The organism is Stutzerimonas frequens, assembly GCF_024448335.1.
Classification (GTDB): domain Bacteria; phylum Pseudomonadota; class Gammaproteobacteria; order Pseudomonadales; family Pseudomonadaceae; genus Stutzerimonas; species Stutzerimonas frequens.
This window is the reverse complement of the sequence record NZ_JAMOHM010000001.1, coordinates 118,012-135,777: the sequence shown is the minus strand read 5'-3', so window position 1 is coordinate 135,777 and position 17,766 is coordinate 118,012. Positions and strand designations below refer to the sequence as shown.

Annotated in this window: 20 protein-coding genes; 13 read left to right on the top strand and 7 right to left on the bottom strand. The window is 65.3% G+C overall.

Going from position 1 to position 17,766, the window contains the following annotated elements:
• Nucleotides 1-53 precede the first annotated feature (53 nt).
• The 6 genes from NAO55_RS00620 to argH form a co-directional block, all read right to left on the bottom strand.
• Complete coding sequence (locus NAO55_RS00620; protein ID WP_063539585.1) at nt 54-299, bottom strand: TIGR02647 family protein; 246 nt, start codon at nt 297-299, stop codon at nt 54-56.
• 78 nt (nt 300-377) lie between these two features.
• Nucleotides 378-821 carry a hypothetical protein gene (locus NAO55_RS00615; protein ID WP_102839558.1) on the bottom strand — a complete coding sequence of 148 codons (444 nt, stop codon included), beginning with the start codon at nt 819-821 and terminating at the stop codon, nt 378-380.
• A gap of 65 nt (nt 822-886) precedes the next feature.
• Entirely contained in the window at nt 887-1,414 is a 528-nt protein-coding gene (locus NAO55_RS00610; RefSeq protein WP_063539586.1) for a hypothetical protein, read from the bottom strand.
• A gap of 93 nt (nt 1,415-1,507) precedes the next feature.
• Nucleotides 1,508-2,656, bottom strand: coding sequence for an NnrS family protein (locus tag NAO55_RS00605; RefSeq protein WP_102839685.1), 1,149 nt, complete (start codon nt 2,654-2,656; stop codon nt 1,508-1,510).
• Nucleotides 2,657-2,691: 35 nt separating this feature from the next.
• The gene (locus NAO55_RS00600; RefSeq protein ID WP_102839559.1) at nt 2,692-3,171 is read right to left on the bottom strand and encodes a GNAT family N-acetyltransferase; all 480 of its coding nucleotides are present in this window, start codon (nt 3,169-3,171) and stop codon (nt 2,692-2,694) included.
• 193 nt (nt 3,172-3,364) lie between these two features.
• A complete protein-coding gene (gene argH / locus NAO55_RS00595; RefSeq protein ID WP_102839560.1) occupies nt 3,365-4,759 on the bottom strand; it encodes an argininosuccinate lyase in 1,395 nt (464 codons plus the stop codon).
• Between the two features lie 207 nt (nt 4,760-4,966).
• Between argH and NAO55_RS00590 the strand changes: the two genes are divergently transcribed.
• The 9 genes from NAO55_RS00590 (at nt 4,967) to NAO55_RS00550 (ending at nt 13,307) form a co-directional block, all read left to right on the top strand.
• Nucleotides 4,967-6,025: a sensor histidine kinase gene (locus tag NAO55_RS00590; RefSeq protein WP_102839562.1), complete on the top strand. Its 1,059-nt coding sequence runs from the start codon at nt 4,967-4,969 to the stop codon at nt 6,023-6,025.
• Nucleotides 6,022-6,768, top strand: a complete 747-nt coding sequence (locus tag NAO55_RS00585) for a LytR/AlgR family response regulator transcription factor (protein WP_102839563.1) — start codon at nt 6,022-6,024, stop codon at nt 6,766-6,768. The genes NAO55_RS00590 and NAO55_RS00585 overlap by 4 nt, the downstream gene beginning before the upstream one ends.
• 155 nt (nt 6,769-6,923) lie before the next feature.
• Nucleotides 6,924-7,862, top strand: coding sequence for a hydroxymethylbilane synthase (hemC, locus tag NAO55_RS00580; RefSeq protein WP_102839564.1), 939 nt, complete (start codon nt 6,924-6,926; stop codon nt 7,860-7,862).
• Nucleotides 7,859-8,629 (top strand): uroporphyrinogen-III synthase, encoded by a 771-nt coding sequence (locus NAO55_RS00575; protein ID WP_102839565.1) that lies wholly within the window; start codon nt 7,859-7,861, stop codon nt 8,627-8,629. Before hemC ends, NAO55_RS00575 begins: the two co-directional genes overlap by 4 nt.
• A gap of 16 nt (nt 8,630-8,645) precedes the next feature.
• Nucleotides 8,646-9,821 (top strand): uroporphyrinogen-III C-methyltransferase, encoded by a 1,176-nt coding sequence (locus NAO55_RS00570; RefSeq protein WP_102839566.1) that lies wholly within the window; start codon nt 8,646-8,648, stop codon nt 9,819-9,821.
• On the top strand, nt 9,818-11,038 hold the full coding sequence (locus NAO55_RS00565; protein ID WP_102839567.1) for a heme biosynthesis HemY N-terminal domain-containing protein: 1,221 nt from the start codon (nt 9,818-9,820) through the stop codon (nt 11,036-11,038). The genes NAO55_RS00570 and NAO55_RS00565 overlap by 4 nt, the downstream gene beginning before the upstream one ends.
• A gap of 119 nt (nt 11,039-11,157) precedes the next feature.
• The gene (locus tag NAO55_RS00560; protein ID WP_063539595.1) at nt 11,158-11,649 is read left to right on the top strand and encodes a disulfide bond formation protein B; all 492 of its coding nucleotides are present in this window, start codon (nt 11,158-11,160) and stop codon (nt 11,647-11,649) included.
• A gap of 252 nt (nt 11,650-11,901) precedes the next feature.
• Nucleotides 11,902-12,369 carry an Rsd/AlgQ family anti-sigma factor gene (locus NAO55_RS00555; RefSeq protein WP_063539596.1) on the top strand — a complete coding sequence of 156 codons (468 nt, stop codon included), beginning with the start codon at nt 11,902-11,904 and terminating at the stop codon, nt 12,367-12,369.
• A gap of 104 nt (nt 12,370-12,473) precedes the next feature.
• Nucleotides 12,474-13,307 (top strand): AlgP family protein, encoded by an 834-nt coding sequence (locus tag NAO55_RS00550; RefSeq protein ID WP_102839568.1) that lies wholly within the window; start codon nt 12,474-12,476, stop codon nt 13,305-13,307.
• Here the strand turns inward: NAO55_RS00550 and NAO55_RS00545 are convergent.
• Nucleotides 13,283-13,759 (bottom strand): TIGR02444 family protein, encoded by a 477-nt coding sequence (locus tag NAO55_RS00545; protein WP_102839569.1) that lies wholly within the window; start codon nt 13,757-13,759, stop codon nt 13,283-13,285. The genes NAO55_RS00550 and NAO55_RS00545 overlap by 25 nt on opposite strands.
• 68 nt (nt 13,760-13,827) lie before the next feature.
• Between NAO55_RS00545 and NAO55_RS00540 the strand changes: the two genes are divergently transcribed.
• From NAO55_RS00540 to NAO55_RS00525, 4 genes are read left to right on the top strand one after another with little or no spacing between them, the layout of a single operon-like run.
• Nucleotides 13,828-15,738 (top strand): ATP-binding cassette domain-containing protein, encoded by a 1,911-nt coding sequence (locus NAO55_RS00540; RefSeq protein ID WP_102839570.1) that lies wholly within the window; start codon nt 13,828-13,830, stop codon nt 15,736-15,738.
• Entirely contained in the window at nt 15,735-16,319 is a 585-nt protein-coding gene (locus NAO55_RS00535) for a mechanosensitive ion channel domain-containing protein (RefSeq protein WP_020306698.1), read from the top strand. Before NAO55_RS00540 ends, NAO55_RS00535 begins: the two co-directional genes overlap by 4 nt.
• A gap of 3 nt (nt 16,320-16,322) precedes the next feature.
• On the top strand, nt 16,323-17,084 hold the full coding sequence (locus NAO55_RS00530; protein ID WP_102839571.1) for a TerC family protein: 762 nt from the start codon (nt 16,323-16,325) through the stop codon (nt 17,082-17,084).
• Between the two features lie 43 nt (nt 17,085-17,127).
• The gene (locus NAO55_RS00525) at nt 17,128-17,760 is read left to right on the top strand and encodes a LysE family transporter (RefSeq protein WP_102839572.1); all 633 of its coding nucleotides are present in this window, start codon (nt 17,128-17,130) and stop codon (nt 17,758-17,760) included.
• Nucleotides 17,761-17,766 lie beyond the last annotated feature (6 nt).

The following is a 17,766-nucleotide window of genomic DNA, read 5'->3' as shown; positions in this document are numbered from 1 at the left end:
GGGCCGGCATCATCCGTAACCCTGGACTGGCGAAGCGGAACGGCAATGTGGTGTCAGGCCGTGGCGGTTTCCGAGAGGATGGTAAGCAGGGTCTGCGCCTGTTCAGCGGCGTCGCGGCCAAGGCTGGTGAGGTAGCCGCCATCGTTCTGGGTGATCAGTCCCTTGGCGTGGAGGCGGCCGAACGCGGCGATGGTGGACGGGCTGGCATCGTGATGCACTTTCAGCCCTTCCTGCAGGTTTTCCAGATTGAACTGGCAAAGCACTTCCAGTTCGGCGACCAACTCAGGGGTGTACGACATGCTCGCTCCTCGGGTGGTGGGCTCATGCCCTGTCCGCTGAGTGTAGATGCTGGCGGCGACCCTGCCTTGATCCAGGTCCTATTCGGATGCCTGCGGCAGTTCCGGCAGCTTGCGCAGCATGGCCTCGTAGGCGGCACCGTCGAAAGGGCGGTCTTCGCTGAGCATCGCGCGGATCTCGTGGGCGAGGACCAGCGCCATCATCTGCAGGCATTCGTCGCGCTCGTAGCCGACCAGCGTCAGCTTGTTCAGCGTGGCCTGGGTGGCCGCGGGCTCACCGGCTTCAAGCTGGTTCTCGATCGCCTGGATCAGGGTCTCTTCGGCGAACGCTTCATCTTCATCGTTGCTGGGTGTGTCTTGCGCCATGGCAGGTATCTCGTCGAGCGGGGCCGGATTTTCTGCGTCCAGCTGGCATATCGTGCAGCTACCGTCATCCGGGCGGTTGGTTTCGACGTAGCGTACCCGGCGCTGAGCGGCCTGGCGATCGGCATCGACGCGATAGCGGGGGCGGTCTGGATCGGACATGGGTTTCTCCATAGGGATGCATCCAGCTAAGCACCGGCTGCCCCGTGAAGCAATGCCGCGGCGCGTCAGTCCATCAGGCTGAGGGCCAGGCAGAGCAGGCCGAATGCGCTCCAGACCAGCGAGAAGATGATCGGTGTGCGCAGCGAGAACAGCAGGGTGCGCTTGTAGCGAGGCCCGCCGACCGGGCTGCTGCCTTCGCCGAACAGGGCCGATTCGTTGTTCGGCAGCATGCCGACGCGGCCTTCGAGCTGCAGCAGCTCGGACTGTTTCTGATGCCAGCGTTCGATGACGTCGAAGTTGGACTTGATGCCGGGCATCGCGTGCAGCGACGTGACCAGGCCGAGCACCGAGAGAATCGCCGGCACCACCAGACGGAACAGTTCACCCCACTCCGGGTTGCTGTTGGCCATCGATGAGGCGAAGGCAATCATCAGGAACGACTGCGACGACAGGTAGGCGCTGGTGCGTTCGGCCAACAGCGAGGATTCGAAATGGATTTCGGAGCGGTAGAACATCAGGCGCTCCTTGGGCGAGTCGAAGAGCTCGGCGCCCTGGGTGTTCTGGTTCAGCAGCAGGGTGCGCAGGTCGGTCATGCAGGCCTCGGCGAATGCGGCGGCGGACCAGGGGGCAGTCGCCGTCGGTTGCATGTAGGTCAAGCGTAACGCGCGAGAGTTCCGGCCGATGACTCAGCGGCCAGCTTTACCGCGATGGCTGTCCGCGTGTGCCTCGCGACAACGCCAGAGCAGCAAGACCAGCGCCAGAAAGGCCAGCGACCAGCAGCCGGCGGCGAGCAGTAGCCAGCCTTGCTGAGGCTGATTCAATAGGGCGGGCAGCACCCGTGCCAGCGCCGCCAGGCTGATCAGCAGCGCCACCGGCTGTATCCAGGGCTGGGCCGCGGGATCGCGGAACCGGTAGAGCAGCCGGGTACGGGCCATGACCGCGAAGGTCAGGCTGCCCAGCGCGCCGACGGTCAAGGTGTGCAGCGTTGCGTTCAATGGCAGCGCCGGCAGCAACGTCCCCAGGCCAAGCAATAGCAGGCCAATGGCGAGCCAGGCATAGCCGAGCAGCAGGGTCAGCAGCTCCGGCCGCGCACAGCGCCAGGGTTGCCAGCGCAGCAGGCGGATGGCCGTGAGTAGGGCGGCGGCGACCAGTACGGCACCGGTCACTTGCCGGGTAAGCGGCCAGGGCAGGAGGTTCAACAGCAGGGCGAGGCCGAGCAGGATCAGCACGGCGCCTTCGATATGTGGCTGCACTCGCGCATCCAGTCGCCATCCCCGGCTCTGCGCGTAACCGGCGATGGCTGGCGCGATGATCCGTCCGCCCATGAAGAACATCAGGATGGCGACCAGTAGCAGCGCCTCCTCCAGCATGAGCCGCTCGAAGCCAGCTGCAAAGCCGCCGCTGGCGATGGCGCTGAGCAGGCCAAGTACGGCAACCACCGGGGCAACCGTCTGGTTGCGCCATTTTTTCGCGGCGCCGAGAAAGCGCGGCAACACCTTCCAGGCAAATCCGGCAGCAAAGGCGCCGGCGCTGGCCAGTGCCAGCCAGGAACCTGGCCAAAGCAGGAAACCGAGGCGCGCCAATGCCCAGCAGCCGAGTAGCGCAAGGGTAAAGCGCAGTGGCTGCGGGCCGAGCAGGTAGCCGGCGATCACCGCGAGTGCAAAGCCGAAGAGCATCTCGTGGGCGTGACCGGCGGATGTGGCGAGCCCGGGCGGCGCGGGAAGCAGACCAAGTAGCGCCAGTACCGAATACGGCAGGATCAGCGCCGCGTAGAGCGCGGCAGCCGGGAAGAACCAGGCGTTGGCAAACGGCAGACGCGCCTTGCGCGGCGGCAGCTCAGCGGCTGACGCAGGCGAGCTCGAACGATCGCTCAACCCGCCGCGAACTCTGACAGTGCATCGCCGGTCAGGCGGTAGCCGATCCACTCGTTCTGCGGCCTGGCACCGATGGATTCGTAGAAGTCGATGGCTGGCTGATTCCAGTCCAGCACCGACCACTCGAAGCGCCCGCAGCCGCGCGCTACCGCCAGTTTGGCCAGATAACGCAGCAGTGCCTTGCCGGCGCCGACGCCGCGCTGCTGCGGGGTGACGTACAGGTCTTCCAGATACAGGCCGTGCTTGCCCAGCCAGGTCGAGTAGTTGAAGAAGTACACCGCGTAGCCGATCGGCTCGCCGTCCAGCTCGCAGATCAAACCATGGGCGCTGCTGCCGTCGGCGAACAGGCTGTTCTCGATGCCGGAGACGTCGGTCTTGACCTCGTGCTCGGCCTTTTCATAGATGGCCAGATCGGTGATGAAGCGCAGGATCAGTGCGGCGTCTTCGCGAACCGCGGGGCGAATGTCGAGGGGCATCTCAATCTTCCTGAGCGGGAGAGGGGTGAGCGCATTGTTGCGCCAGTTGGCGGGCTTGTGAGGATGGTCATCACCTGCCGCTTGAACCGCACATTGGCCCGGCGGCGGCCACCGAGCTGCAGCGCCAGACGGCGCGACAACCCGGCTCTGCTGCAAGCTGAACAGCCGACCGCAAGCGGTCGGCCGACTCCGGTCAGCGGGACGCGAGCAGCGCCTGGCCGCGCTTGACCGCGGCGCGCACCTGATTAGGCGCCGTACCGCCGATATGGTCACGGGCGTTGACCGAGCCTTCCAGGGTCAGCACGGCGAACACGTCATCGGTGATCTGGTCGCTGAACTGGCGCAGCTCGTCGAGGCTCATCTCGGCCAGGTCCTTGCCGGTCTGCACGCCGTACTTCACCGCGTGGCCGACGATCTCGTGGCAGTCGCGGAACGGCAGCCCCTTGCGCACCAGGTAGTCGGCCAGGTCGGTGGCGGTGGAGAAACCGCGCAGCGCCGCCTCGCGCATGATCTCGCGCTTGGGCTTGATCGCCGGGACCATGTCGGCAAAGGCCCGCAGCGAGTCGCGCAGGGTGTCGGCGGCGTCGAACAGCGGCTCCTTGTCTTCCTGGTTGTCCTTGTTGTAGGCCAGCGGCTGGCCCTTCATCAGCACCAGCAGGCCGGCCAGCGCGCCAAATACGCGGCCGGTCTTGCCGCGCACCAGCTCGGGCACGTCCGGGTTCTTCTTCTGCGGCATGATCGAGGAGCCGGTGCAGAAGCGGTCGGGCAGGTCGATGAACTGGAACTGCGCGCTGGTCCAGAGCACCAGCTCTTCGGAGAAGCGCGACAGGTGCATCATCGCCAGCGAGGCGGCGGCACAGAATTCGATGGCGAAATCGCGATCGGACACGCCATCCAGCGAGTTGCCGGAAATCGCTTCGAAACCCAGCAGCTCGCAGGTGATCTCCCGCTGGATCGGGTAGGTGGTGCCGGCCAGTGCAGCCGAACCCAGCGGCATGCGGTTGGTGCGCTTGCGGCAGTCGACCAGACGCTCGTAGTCGCGGCTGAGCATCTCGAACCAGGCCAGCAGATGATGGCCGAAGGTCACCGGCTGGGCGGTCTGCAGGTGGGTGAAACCGGGCATGATGGTGTCGGCTTCGGCTTCGGCGAGACCCAGCAGACCCTGCTGCAGGCGGGTGATTTCGCCGAGGATCAGGTCGATTTCGTCACGCAGCCACAGGCGGATGTCGGTGGCGACCTGGTCGTTGCGGCTGCGGCCGGTGTGCAGCTTCTTGCCGGTGACGCCGATGCGGTCGGTCAGACGCGCCTCGATGTTCATGTGCACGTCTTCCAGGTCGACGCGCCAGTCGAAGGTGCCGGCCTCGATCTCGCTCTGGATGTCCTTGAGGTTGGTGATGATCTGCTCGCGCTCATCGGCGCTCAGCACGCCGGCCTTTTCCAGCATGGTGGCGTGAGCGATCGAGCCCATGATGTCGTGGCGGTAGAGGCGCTTGTCGAACTCGACGGAGGCGGTGAATCGGGCGACGAAGGCGTCGACGGGCTCGCTGAAACGGCCGCCCCAGGACTGGTTGGTCTTGTCGGTGCTCATGTATGCGCTCGCTGAAATCCGAAGGCTGAGGAAAGGCGGCGATGATAGCAGGGATGGCGCTGCGGGCGGGCACACCGGGCGCAGCCGGGCGAAGGGTGAGCTGGCTGGCAAATCCGCACGATTTCGCCTTCGCCGACGGGTGCTTGGCTTGCCGTCACCGAGGCGTGCAAGGAAACTCCCGGCAGGTCGATCCACAGGCTGATCCGCGTGAAAACCACCGCCGTATCCGATGATTTCTTCGTTCCCGAGCTGTGCCAGCCCGAGGCCTTGCTCGGCCTTGTCCTGCTCGCCGAGCTGCTGGTGTTCGTGCTGGTGCTGGCCGAACCCATGCAGCCGGGCTTCGACTGGATGCGCCTGGCGCTGACCTCGTTGTTCGTGCAGTGGATCGTGCTGCTGTCGGCCGGCACCATGTGTCTGCTGCGTCCACTGTTGGCGCGGCTCCGCGCGGCGTTGGCCGGGCTGGCGTGCTGCGCGCTGGTGGTCGGGCTGACGCTGGCCTGCACCGCCGTGGCGGACATCTACCAGCTCGGGGGCCCGCTTTCGCGCGACGGCGAGGTCAATCTCTACCTGCGGCACGCGCTGATCAGCCTGATCATGTCGGGTCTGCTGCTACGCTATTTCTATCTGCAGAGCCAGTGGCGGCGCCAGGAGCAGGCCGAGCTGCGGGCGCGGATCGAATCGCTGCAGGCGCGCATTCGTCCGCACTTCCTGTTCAACAGCCTCAACAGCATTGCCGCGCTGGTGGCCAGCGATCCGGCCAAGGCCGAGCAGGCGGTGCTGGACCTGTCCGACCTGTTCCGTGCGAGCCTGGCGCGGCCGGGCACGCTGGTGGCCTGGCGTGACGAACTGGAGCTGTCGCGCCGCTACCTGTCGATCGAACAGTACCGCTTGGGCGACCGGCTGCAGATGGACTGGCGGGTCGACAGCGTGCCGGACGACCTGCCGATTCCGCAGCTGACGCTGCAGCCGCTGCTGGAGAATGCGCTGGTCTATGGCATTCAGCCACGTATCGACGGCGGTCTGGTCAGCGTAGCCGCTGAATATGTCGATGGTGTGTTTCAGTTGGTGGTCAGCAACCCGTTCGACGAAACCGCTCAAGCGCAGGCTTCACGGGGTACGCGGCAGGGTTTGCAGAACATCGACGCACGATTAGCGGCACTTTTCGGTCCGCTAGCGAGTCTCAGCGTGGAGCGCCGTGAAGGCCGCCATTACACATGTCTACGCTATCCATGTGCGAGACAAACGCAGGAAGCCAGATCTATATGAATGTCCTGATTGTCGATGACGAACCTCTAGCCCGCGAGCGCCTCAGCCGACTGGTAGGTGACCTCGACGGCTATCGTGTCCTCGAGCCTGCTGCCAGCAATGGCGAAGAAGCATTGACGCTGATCGAGGAACTGCGCCCTGATATCGTGCTGCTGGATATCCGCATGCCCGGGCTCGATGGTCTGCAGGTTGCAGCCAAGCTTTGCGAGACGGATGCGCCGCCAGCGGTGATTTTCTGTACTGCCCATGATGAATTCGCCCTGGATGCCTTCCAAGTCAGCGCGGTTGGCTATCTGGTCAAGCCGGTGCGCCCGGAGCACCTGTCCGAGGCGCTGAAGAAGGCCGAACGGCCCAATCGCGTTCAGCTCGCTGCCTTGACCCGTCCGGCTGCGGTGTCCGGTGCCGGACCGCGCAGCCACATCAGCGCGCGAACCCGCAAGGGCATCGAGCTGATTCCGCTGGATCAGGTGATCTACTTCATCGCCGACCACAAGTACGTCACCCTGCGCCACGTTGGTGGCGAGGTGCTGCTGGACGAGCCGTTGAAATCGCTGGAGGACGAGTTCGGCGAGCGCTTCGTGCGCATCCATCGCAACGCGCTGGTGTTCCGCGATCGGATCGAGCGTCTGCAACGCACGCCGCTCGGCCACTTCCAGCTGTTCCTCAAGGGGCTCGACGGCGAGGCGCTAACCGTGAGTCGGCGTCATGTGGCCGGCGTGCGCAAGCTGATGCAGAACCTCTGAGCCAGCACGGCTCGCTGCGTTGGTGACCGTCAGCTGGTACGGCTGGCGGGCTCCGGCGTGGTGGCATGACAGCGCGCTTTACTTGATTCCGGCCAACGCAGGCTGGTTGTCCGGCCTGTTATCATCGCCGGCAATTCACTGTTCTGGAATTGTCCATGTCTCGCGAAATTCGCATCGCCACCCGCAAGAGTGCCCTGGCCCTGTGGCAGGCCGAATACGTCAAGGCGCGCCTGGAGGCGTCGCATCCGGGGCTCAAGGTCAGCCTGGTGCCGATGGTCAGCCGCGGCGACAAGCTGCTCGACGCACCGCTGGCGAAGATTGGCGGCAAGGGTCTGTTCGTCAAGGAACTGGAAACGGCACTGATGGAGAACGAAGCGGACATCGCCGTGCACTCCATGAAGGACGTGCCGATGGAATTTCCCGAAGGGCTGGGCCTGTACTGCATCTGCGAGCGTGAAGATCCGCGCGATGCCTTCGTCTCCAACCACTTCGACGACCTCGATGCGCTGCCGCCCGGCAGCGTGGTCGGCACCTCGTCACTGCGTCGCCAGGCCCAGCTGCTGGCGCGGCGGCCGGACCTGAAAATCCAGTTCCTGCGCGGCAACGTCAACACCCGGCTGGCCAAGCTCGATGCAGGTGAGTACGACGCCATCATCCTCGCTGCCGCCGGGCTGATCCGCCTTGGCTTCGGTGAGCGCATCCGCTCCAGCATCAGCGTGGACGAGAGCCTGCCGGCCGGCGGTCAGGGCGCGGTCGGCATCGAATGCCGTACCACCGACAGCGAACTGCACGCGCTGCTGGAATGCCTGAACCACGCGCCGACCGCGACTCGTGTCGTAGCCGAACGCGCCTTGAACAAGCGCTTGAACGGCGGCTGCCAGGTGCCGATCGCCTGTTACGCGGTGCTCGAAGGCGAGCAGCTATGGTTGCGCGGATTGGTCGGCCAGCCGGACGGCACCGTGCTGCTGCGCGCCGAAGGCCGGGCGCCTGCCGCCGAAGCCGAGGCGTTGGGCGTGCAGGTCGCCGAGGAGCTGCTGGCCCAGGGTGCCGAGCAGATCCTCAAGGCGGTCTATGGCGAGGCTGGTCACGCGTGACTGGCTGGCGCCTGCTGCTGACCCGGCCGGCCGAAGAATGCGAGGCGCTGGCGGCAACACTCGCCGAAGCCGGCGTGCACAGCGCCAGTCTGCCGCTGCTGGCGATCGAGCCGTTGCCGGAAAAGGCCGAGCAGCGTGCGGCGATCCTCGAGCTGGATCGCTATTGCGCCGTCATCGTGGTCAGCAAACCGGCTGCCCGGCTGGGCCTGGAGCTGCTCGACCGCTATTGGCCGCAGCCCCCGTTCGGTCAAGCCTGGTTCAGCGTCGGTGGCGCCACCGGGGCGATCCTCGAAGCCTATGGGCTGGATGTCAGCTGGCCCGAGCGGGGTGACGACAGCGAGGCGCTGCTGGCGCTGCCGCAGTTGGAGCACGCGCTGGCCCGGCCCGATCCGAAGGTGCTGATCCTGCGTGGCGAGGGTGGCCGCGAGTTTCTCGCCGAGACATTGCGCGCGCGCGGGGTGCAGGTGGATATCCTCGAGCTGTACCGGCGTTACCTGCCCGATTACCCCTTGGGAACACTCGCCGCCACGCTCCGCTCGGAACGGCTCAACGGCCTGGTGGTCAGCAGTGGGCAGGGTCTGCTGTCGCTGCATGAGCTGGCAGCCGATACCTGGCCCGAATTGTCTGAGCTACCCTTGTTCGTACCCAGCCCGCGGGTGGCGGAGATGGCTCGACAGTTGGGCGCCAAACGAATTGTGGATTGCCGCGGCGCAGGAGCTGCGGCCTTGCTGGCGGCCTTGCGGGAAACCGCGGTGGTCGCTTCCTGATGCAAAGGATGGAAACGTGAGCGAAGCAGATTCCAAGAAAGAACCGCTGCAACCCCCCGCCAGTGAGCCGACTCCAGCCGTCGAGCCCGCCAAGCCGTCCAAGACTGCCCCGTCCAAGCCTGTCGCCAGTGGCGGCGCCAGGTCCCTGGCAACCGTGGCGCTGCTGGTCGGGCTGGGTGGCGTGGCGCTCGCTGGTTACGGCGTCTGGCAGCTGCAGCAGCTCGGCGTTCAGGAAGGCCAGCGACTCGAAGCCATGCAAGGCACCGCCGAACAGACGCGTCAGCTGGCCGAGCGCGAGCGCCAGATGGCGGCACGCCTTGGTCGTCTGGAGCAGTTGCCATCGGCCAGTGAGCTGGAGGAGCGGCGGCGTATGCTGGCGACGCTGCAGAGCGATCAGCAGCGCCTTTCCGGCCGGGTTGAGCAGGTGCTCGGCGCGAGCCGCGAGGAGTGGCGCTTGGCCGAAGCTGAACACTTGCTGCGCATGGCGATGCTGCAGCTGTCGGCCATGCAGGACGTGAAAAGCGCCGAAATGCTGGTTCACGAAGCCGATCTGATCCTGCAGAAGCAGGACGATCCCGCTGCCTACAGCACGCGGCAGAAACTGCTGGAAGGGCTCGAAGGTCTGCGTAGCCTGCCGGAACTCGATCGCACCGGGCTGTTTCTGCAGCTCGGCGCCTTGCGTGGGCAGACCGCTCAGCTCAGCGCACTGGCACCGGAGTTCGTCAATGGCGAGGCGCAGCCGGAAAGCGCCCAGGACAGCCGCTGGCAACGCTGGCTGAACGAGCTGACGCGCTACGTGCGGGTGGACTTCGACGCCAGTGCCGACGTCAAGCCGCTGCTTGCCGGGCAGACCTTGGGCCAGGTGCGCCTGGCCCTTTCGCTGGCTATCGAGCAGGCCCAGTGGGCGGTGCTCAATGGCAATGCCGAGGTCTATCGGCAGTCACTGGAGCAGGCCAGCTCGGTGCTCAAGGACCACTTCAGTGAAGACAATGGCCAGGCTCGCGGTCTGCGCAAGCGTCTCGAAGAGCTTTCACAGCGCGAGGTGGAGGTGACCCTGCCCGATCTTGCGCCGGCGCTGGAGGCGCTGCAGGCCTACGTACAGAAGCGTGAACGCCGCGACGCGGGCGATGCAGGTGAAGCGCCCGCCCAGCCCGAGACGCAGGATGCCGAGCAGGAGGCCCAGCGCACATGAAAAGACTGGCGTTGCTACTCATTCTGCTGCTTGCCGTTGCCGGATTCCTCGGCTGGGCGATCAGCCAGAGCGCTGGCTACGTGCTGATCACATATGATCAGTTCCGCTACGAGTCGAGCTTCTGGGTCTTCCTTGCCCTGGTCGCAAGCCTGTGGCTGGTGGCCGTTGTGGTGCACTGGCTGCTGGGGCTGTTGCAAATCTCCGGTGCGCTGGTCAACCCATGGTCGCGTCGCCATCGCGAACGCCGTGTGGAGAAGGCGTCCCGCAGCGGCCTGCGCGAGCTTGCCGAAGGCCAATGGGCGCCGGCGCTCAATCACCTGCAACTGGCCGCCGAGAAGGATCGGCAGCCGTTGGTGCATTATCTGGGCGCAGCGCGGGCGGCCAACGAGCTGGGCGAGTATGCCCAGAGCGATGAGCTGCTGCAGAAGGCTCGCGAGCGTGAACCCGAGGCGGCGTTGGCGATCGGCCTGACCCAGGCGCAGCTGCAGATTGCTCGCGGCCAGTATGTCGAGGCGCGCGCCTCGCTCAGCGAGCTGCAGAACGACCATCCGCGACATCCCTATGTACTGACGCTGCTGCAACAGCTGTATGTCCAGCTCGAGGACTGGGCAGCGCTGTGTCGGCTGCTGCCGGAGCTGCGCAAGCATCGCGTGCTGCCAGCGGCCAAGCTAAGCGAGCTGGAAGTGTTGGCCTGGACGGCGGCGGTCGAACAGGCCGGGCAGCCGTCCGAGCTGGCTCCGGAGGCGAGCATCGAGGCGCTGAATCAGCGTTGGCAGACCGTCCCCAGCGCACTGCGAGGGGAGCCACTGGTGGTGCGCGCCTACGCCGACGGACTCGCTCGCCTCGGTGCCCAGGGGAAAGCCGAGGAGGTTCTCTACGCGGCGATCAAACGGCAGTACGACGATCGACTGGTGGAACGCTACGGCCGCGTACTCGGGCGTGATCCGGCGCGCCAGCTGGCGCATGCCGAAGGCTGGCTCAAGGATCATCCGCAAAACCCCGTGCTGCTGCTTGCGCTGGGACGGCTCAGTCTGCGCAACGAGCTATGGGGCAAGGCGCGCGACTATTTCGAGGCGAGCCTACGCTTCGACCACCGCCCGGAGACCTGCGCCGAGCTGGCGCGTCTCCTGGCGCAACTGGGCGATACCGAAAGCAGCAATCGCCTGTTCCAGCAGGGCGTCGGTTTGCTCGATCGCAATCTGCCCGCGACTCTGTGACCGGCTCGTCAGGTCCGCCATGTGCCGGGCTTGACGCTTGCGCGGGTCTTTCTCGCCGCTTGTAAGGCTGTCCAGGTTTCCACTACCGTAGCGGACTTTCCCTTGCAAGCGGAGCCACCATGCGTCTGGCCAGCCCACGTTCCCTGTTCCTTCTCGCTTTTATCGGAAGCGCGCTGCTGATCGTCGTTGCGCTCTACATGGAACACGTAATGGGCCTGGCGCCGTGCCCACTGTGCATTGTCCAGCGCATCTGCGTGATCGCCTTCGGCCTGACCTGCCTGGTGGCTGCGATTCACGGACCGGCCAAGACCGGGCGGCGCGTTTACGCTGGTGTCGGCCTGTTGTTCGTACTGTTCGGCAGCGCCACTGCCATTCGCCAGATCTGGTTGCAGAGTGTGCCGGCCGATCAGCTGCCGAGCTGCCTGCCGAGCCTGGAATACATGATGGAAGCGTTGCCCTTCCAGGAAATCGCCCGTCTGGTGCTGCACGGCACCGCGGAGTGTGCCGAAGTGAGCTGGACGATGCTGGGGCTGAGCATTCCCGAGTGGAGTCTACTGGCCTTCATCGGCATGGCCATTGTCTGTCTGGCGCAGCTATTGCGCCGCGACTGAGCAAAACTTTCCTTCTTACCGTCGAACTCCCGTTGCGCTAGCAGGGTCTTCTCATGGACGTGCAGCGGCTAGGTGCGCTTGTGAGATTCGTCGGCTTTTCGCTTGATGCATCGAGCAGCGCGGCATAGTCTGCTCCTGCGGTGACGGATTTTCGCCATCCGCTGCCGCCACTCACCCAGGGCCGATACCGAAAGACAGAAAAACGTCTCGGAATGGCGTAAAAGCATCATCGATTAGGGAAGTGAGGACATCATGCTCGAGAGCTGTCGCAATGCCCAGGAACGCTGGGGTGGTGTACATCTGCTGATCGATCGCTGGCTGCACGAGCGCCATGCACTGATCAATGCCTATCACGAGTTGCATACCGATCGCGACGCGACCGCTCGACAGGCACTGCAGCGGTTCTGCGAATACCTGGTCGACTACGTCTCGGCCGGCCACTTCGAAATCTACGAACAACTGCTCGCCGAGGCCGAAGCGTTCGGCGATGCTCGCGCGATCGAGTTGGCCAAGCAGATCTACCCGCGTATCGAGACCATCACCAAGGTTGCGTTGGGCTTCAATGATCGTTGCGAGAAGGGCGATTGCCTGGGTAGCCCAGGCTTGGCCGACGAGCTCAAGCAGCTGGGCCAGCTGCTGCATGAGCGCTTCGAGCTGGAAGACTGCCTGATCGAAGTCCTGCATAACGCGCACAAACAGGCAGACGCCACTACCGCATGAGATGGTGGCCATGTCGCTGCCGGCCGGAGCCGCTCGGCGGGCGCTGGCGGCGCTAGAGCCGGCCGTCTAGTATGGGGGCACCGTTCCTGCCAGGAGGCGCCTCCATGCCCGCGAAGAAGAAGTCGGTTACCACCCCGCTGCATTTGCTGCAGCAGCTTTCCCTCAGTCTGATTGACCACCTTGACCAGGCCTGCGCTCGGGCGATCAAGGATGCCGAAAGCACGCTTGCCAAGCTGCAGAAGCAGCGAGGCAAGGCTCAGGACAAGCTGACCAAGGTCCGTGCCAAGCTGGACGACGCCGGCAATGCGGGCAAGGCCAAGGCACAGGTCAAGGCGCGCTCCCGGCTCGGCGAGTTGGAAGAGTCCCTCGCATTGCTGCAGAGCCGGCAGAGCGAAACCCTGACCTACCTGGCCGATCTCAAGCGCGATTCTGAGCAGAGCCTGAAGCTGGCCCAGGGTATCCGCAAGGTTGCCGATGATGCTGACAAGGCCTTGCGCAGCCAGTCTGCGACTGCTGTCAAGCCCGCCGCACCCTCCCGTCCGGCTGCGCGCAAGCCTGCTAGCAAGGTCGCCCCGGCTGCAGCCCAATCGGCAGCATCCGCCAAGGCCCCGACCACCAAGGCAGCGACGGCGCCGGCTGCTAAAGCGCCAGCCAAGGCTCCGGCAAAAGCTCCGACCAAGACAGCCGCGAAGACCTCGGCCGCTGCCGCGGCCAAGCCTGCGGCTACACGCCCTGCAACGGCTAAGGCTCCAGCCCGTGCACGCTCGGCCACTGTGGCCAGCCCCGCTGCTGCCGCGCAATCCGCCAACAAGGCTGCGCCCGTTGCGGCTGAGGCAGCGGCCAAGCCCACGGCAGCCAAGCCCGCGGCGAAAAAGCCTGCTGCTCGCAAACCTGCAGCCAAGCGCACCGGGACTCAGAAAGCTGCCAGCTCCAGCTGAGTCTGATAAGCCGCGTTGCGCAGGGTTTCCAGCGCAACGCGGCAACCACCATTCGGCCCAAGATCGCTCAACCAGCGGTCGGCACCGGCGCTTTCGCTCCATTCGCAGCTTGCCGTCTGCAGCCGCTCCAGCAGGCTGCGCTCAGCTTGCAGTTCCAGCGTCTTGAGCGCTTCGCGCAGTTCTCGCAAGGCTTCGTCCTGTTCTGCTGGCGAGCGCCATGCCTGGCGCAGTTCGCGCAGTGGCTCCACCACCCTGTGTCGCCAGGGTGCGGCGACTTCTTCCAGCGCACGCATCCGCTCCGGACTGCATGCCACTCCGCGTACCTCCAGCCAGGCCGCGCAGATCAGCACACAGACATCCGCCCCCTGACTTTGCAGTTCCAGGCAGGCGGTCTCGACCCCCTCTCGTGCGTAGCAGTGCAGGGCGAAGGTCCAGAGATCTGGGTTGAGCATAAGCGGTACGCCTTTTTTTTCGGCCGCCCGGCTGGCTTTCCGGGCGAACTGATAAACTCGCCGCCATTATGATCCGACTTCAGAACCTCACTCTACAGCGTGGCCCTCAGCGTTTGCTGGAAGGCGCCGAGCTGACCCTGCATCCCGGCCAGAAGGCCGGCCTGGTCGGTGCCAACGGTGCCGGCAAATCCACACTCTTCGCCCTGCTGCGTGGCGAGCTGGTGCCCGATGGTGGCGACTGCGAGCTGCCGCCGGATTGGCGCATCGCGCACATGCGCCAGGAGATCGATACCCTCGACCGCCTGGCGGTGGACTATGTGCTCGACGGCGACGTCGAGTTGCGTCGTATCCAGCGCGACCTGGCTGCTGCCGAGCAGGCTCATGACGGCAACGCCCTGGCGCGCCTGCACAGCGAGCTGGACAATGCCGACGGTTACAGCGCCGATGCACGGGCGCGCAAGCTACTCGCCGGGTTGGGCTTTTCCAACGAACAGATGGCGCTGCCGGTCGGTAGCTTTTCCGGTGGCTGGCGCATGCGTCTGAATCTGGCGCAGGCGCTGATGTGTCCTTCGGACCTCCTGCTGCTGGACGAGCCGACCAACCACCTCGACCTGGATGCGATCCTCTGGCTCGAGGACTGGCTCAAGGGCTATCCCGGCACGCTGCTGCTGATCTCCCACGACCGTGACTTTCTCGACGCGGTGGTCGACCACGTCATCCACCTGGAGCAGCGCAAGCTGACCCTCTATCGCGGCGGCTACTCGGCGTTCGAACGCACCCGCGCCGAGCGTCTGGCGCAGCAGCAGCAGGCCTACGAGAAACAGCAGGCGCAGCGTGCGCACATGGAAAGCTTCATCCGCCGCTTCAAGGCCAAGGCAACCAAGGCACGCCAGGCGCAGAGCCGGATCAAGGCATTGGAGCGGCTGGAGGAACTGGCCCCGGCGCACGTGGATTCGCCGTTCGATTTCCGCTTCCGGGAAGCCGACAAGGTCTCCAGCCCGTTGCTGGATCTGGCCGAAGGCCGCCTCGGCTATGGCGACAAGCTGGTGCTGGACAAGGTCAAGCTGCAATTGGTGCCCGGAGCACGGATCGGCCTGCTGGGCCCCAACGGTGCCGGCAAGTCGACCCTGATCAAGACGTTCTCCGGCGAGCTTTCGCCCCTCGGCGGCCGCCTGCAGCGCGGCGAGAACCTGGTGGTCGGCTACTTCGCCCAGCACCAGCTCGATTCGCTCGACCCGAAGGCCAGCCCGCTGCTGCACCTGCAGCGCATCGCCGCCAACGAGCGTGAGCAGACCCTGCGCGATTTCCTCGGCGGCTTCGATTTCCGCGGCGATCGTTGCGACGAGCCGGTGTTGAACTTCTCCGGTGGCGAGAAGGCGCGCCTGGCGCTGGCGCTGATCGCCTGGGGCAAGCCCAACCTGCTGCTGCTCGACGAGCCGACCAACCACCTCGACCTGGAGATGCGCCTGGCGCTGACCCTGGCGCTGCAGGACTTCGAAGGCGCGGTGCTGGTGGTGTCCCACGACCGCCATCTGCTCAAGAGCACCACCGACGAATTCCTGCTGGTGGCCGATGGCCGAGTGCAGGACTTCGACGGCGATCTCGAGGATTACGCGCGCTGGCTGGTGGACTACCGGGCGCGCCAGCAACCCATAGCGAGCGGCGAGCCTGCCGTGGACAAGACCGACAAGCGTGCCCAGCGCCAAGCGGCGGCTGCGCTGCGTCAGCAGCTGGCGCCGCACAAGCGCCAGGCCGACAAGCTGGAGAAGGACCTAGCTGGCGTGCACGAAAAGCTGGCCGCCCTGGAAGCGCGGCTCGGCGACAGTGCGCTCTATGAGGCGGCGCGCAAGGACGAACTGCGTGAGCTGTTGGCCCAGCAGGCCGAGCTCAAGGTTCGCGAAGGCGAGCTGGAAGAGGCCTGGCTGGAAGCACTGGAAACCCTGGAAGCCCTGCAGGCGCAACTGGAGGCCAGCGCGTGAACGAGACCTGGCTGGCCCTGATCGAGGAGTGGCGCCTGCAGTGGATGCTGGGCCTGCAGGTGCTGCTGATCCTGTTGGTGGCGTACGTGCTGCAGCGCCTGGTCGTGCGCGGACTGACCCGGCTGTCGTCGCGCTATCCGCTGCCGCCGGAGTTGCTGATCCCGGTGCGCGGTGGTATCCGCTGGTTCATCATCGGCGGTGCTTTGATCATGGTGCTGGAACGCTTCGGCGTCTCCGCCACGGTGCTGTGGACCGCCATTTCCGGTTTCGTCGCGGTCGCGGCAATCGCCTTTTTCGCGATCTGGAGCGTGCTGTCCAACCTGCTCTGTGCCGTGCTGATCCTCACCGTCGGTCCGTTCCGTCTGGGCGACGTGGTGGAGATCGTCGAGGCGTTCGACAAGCCGATCGTCAAGGGACGCGTCATCGACATCAATTTGCTCTACACGACCCTCGAGGAAGTGGCCGAAGCCGGGACTGGCGCCATCGTCCAGGTGCCCAACAGCCTGTTCTTCCAGAAAGCCGTGCGCCGCTGGCGCGGCGGCGACATGCAACTGATCAACCCTCCCACCCCAGAGAAGTAACCTATGGAATGGCTCAGCAACCCTGAAATATGGGTCGCCTTTCTGACCCTGACTGCCCTGGAAATCGTCCTAGGCATCGACAACATCATCTTCATTTCGATTCTGGTCAGCCGCCTGCCCAAGGCGCAGCAGCCCAAGGCGCGCTTCTTCGGCCTGGCGCTGGCCATGGGCACGCGGATCCTGCTGTTGCTGTCCATCGCCTGGGTGATGCGCCTGACCAACGACCTGTTCACGGTCCTTGGGGAGGGTGTTTCCGGGCGCGACCTGATCCTGTTCTTCGGTGGCCTGTTCCTCCTGTTCAAGAGCACCATGGAGATCTGGCACAGCGTCGAGGGTGAGGAAGAGGACCAGGCTGCTGGCAGCGGGGCAGTGAAGGCCGGGTTCCTCGGGGTCATCCTGCAAATCGCGGTGATCGATATCATTTTCTCGCTGGACTCGGTAATCACCGCGGTGGGCCTGGTGCAGAACGTTCCGGTGATGGTCGCCGCGATCGTCATCGCCGTGCTGGTCATGATGCTGGCGGCGGGTACCATCAGCGACTTCATCGACAAGCATCCGACGCTGAAGATTCTTGCCCTGTCGTTCCTCATCGTCGTCGGTACGCTACTCATTGCCGAAGCCTTCGACGTGCACGTGCCCAAGGGCTACGTCTACTTCGCCATGGCCTTCTCGCTGGGCGTCGAAGCGCTGAACATCCGCATGCGCAAGGCCATGAAGCGCAAGCTGAAGGAACCGGTGAAACTGGGCAAGGACATGCCGGACTGACCATCGCGCTAGAGTTCGCGCGCTCGACCAAGGGAGACTGACCATGACGCTGGAAACCTGGCTTGCCTTTTCCGTCGCCTGTTGGGTGATCAGCCTGTCGCCGGGCGCCGGGGCCATCGCTTCGATGTCCTGCGGCTTGCAGTACGGCTTCTGGCGCGGCTACTGGAACGCCATCGGTCTGCAGTTGGCGCTGGTGCTGCAGATCGCCGTGGTCGCCGCCGGTGTCGGCGCGGTACTGGCGACCTCGGAACTGGCGTTCGGCCTGATCAAGTGGTTCGGCGTCTGCTACCTGCTCTGGCTGGCCTGGAAGCAGTGGCAGGCACAACCGGAAGCGCTGGACGATTCGGCGGCGCCGCGGCCCATCGGCCGGCCGCTGAGCCTGGTGTTGCGTGGCTTCCTGGTCAATGCCAGCAACCCCAAGGCGATCGTCTTCATTCTTGCGGTGCTGCCGCAGTTTCTCGATCCGCAGCGGCCGCTGCTGCTGCAGTACAGTGAGATGGCGGCGACCATGGTGGTGGTCGATCTGGTGGTCATGGCCGGCTACACCGGGCTCGCCGCCAAGGTGCTGCGCCTGCTGCGTACGCCGCGTCAGCAGCGCCTGGTCAACCGCAGCTTTGCCACCATGTTCGCCGGGGCGGCGGCCCTGCTGGCGACTGTCCGGCGCGCCGCGGCATGAGTGCGC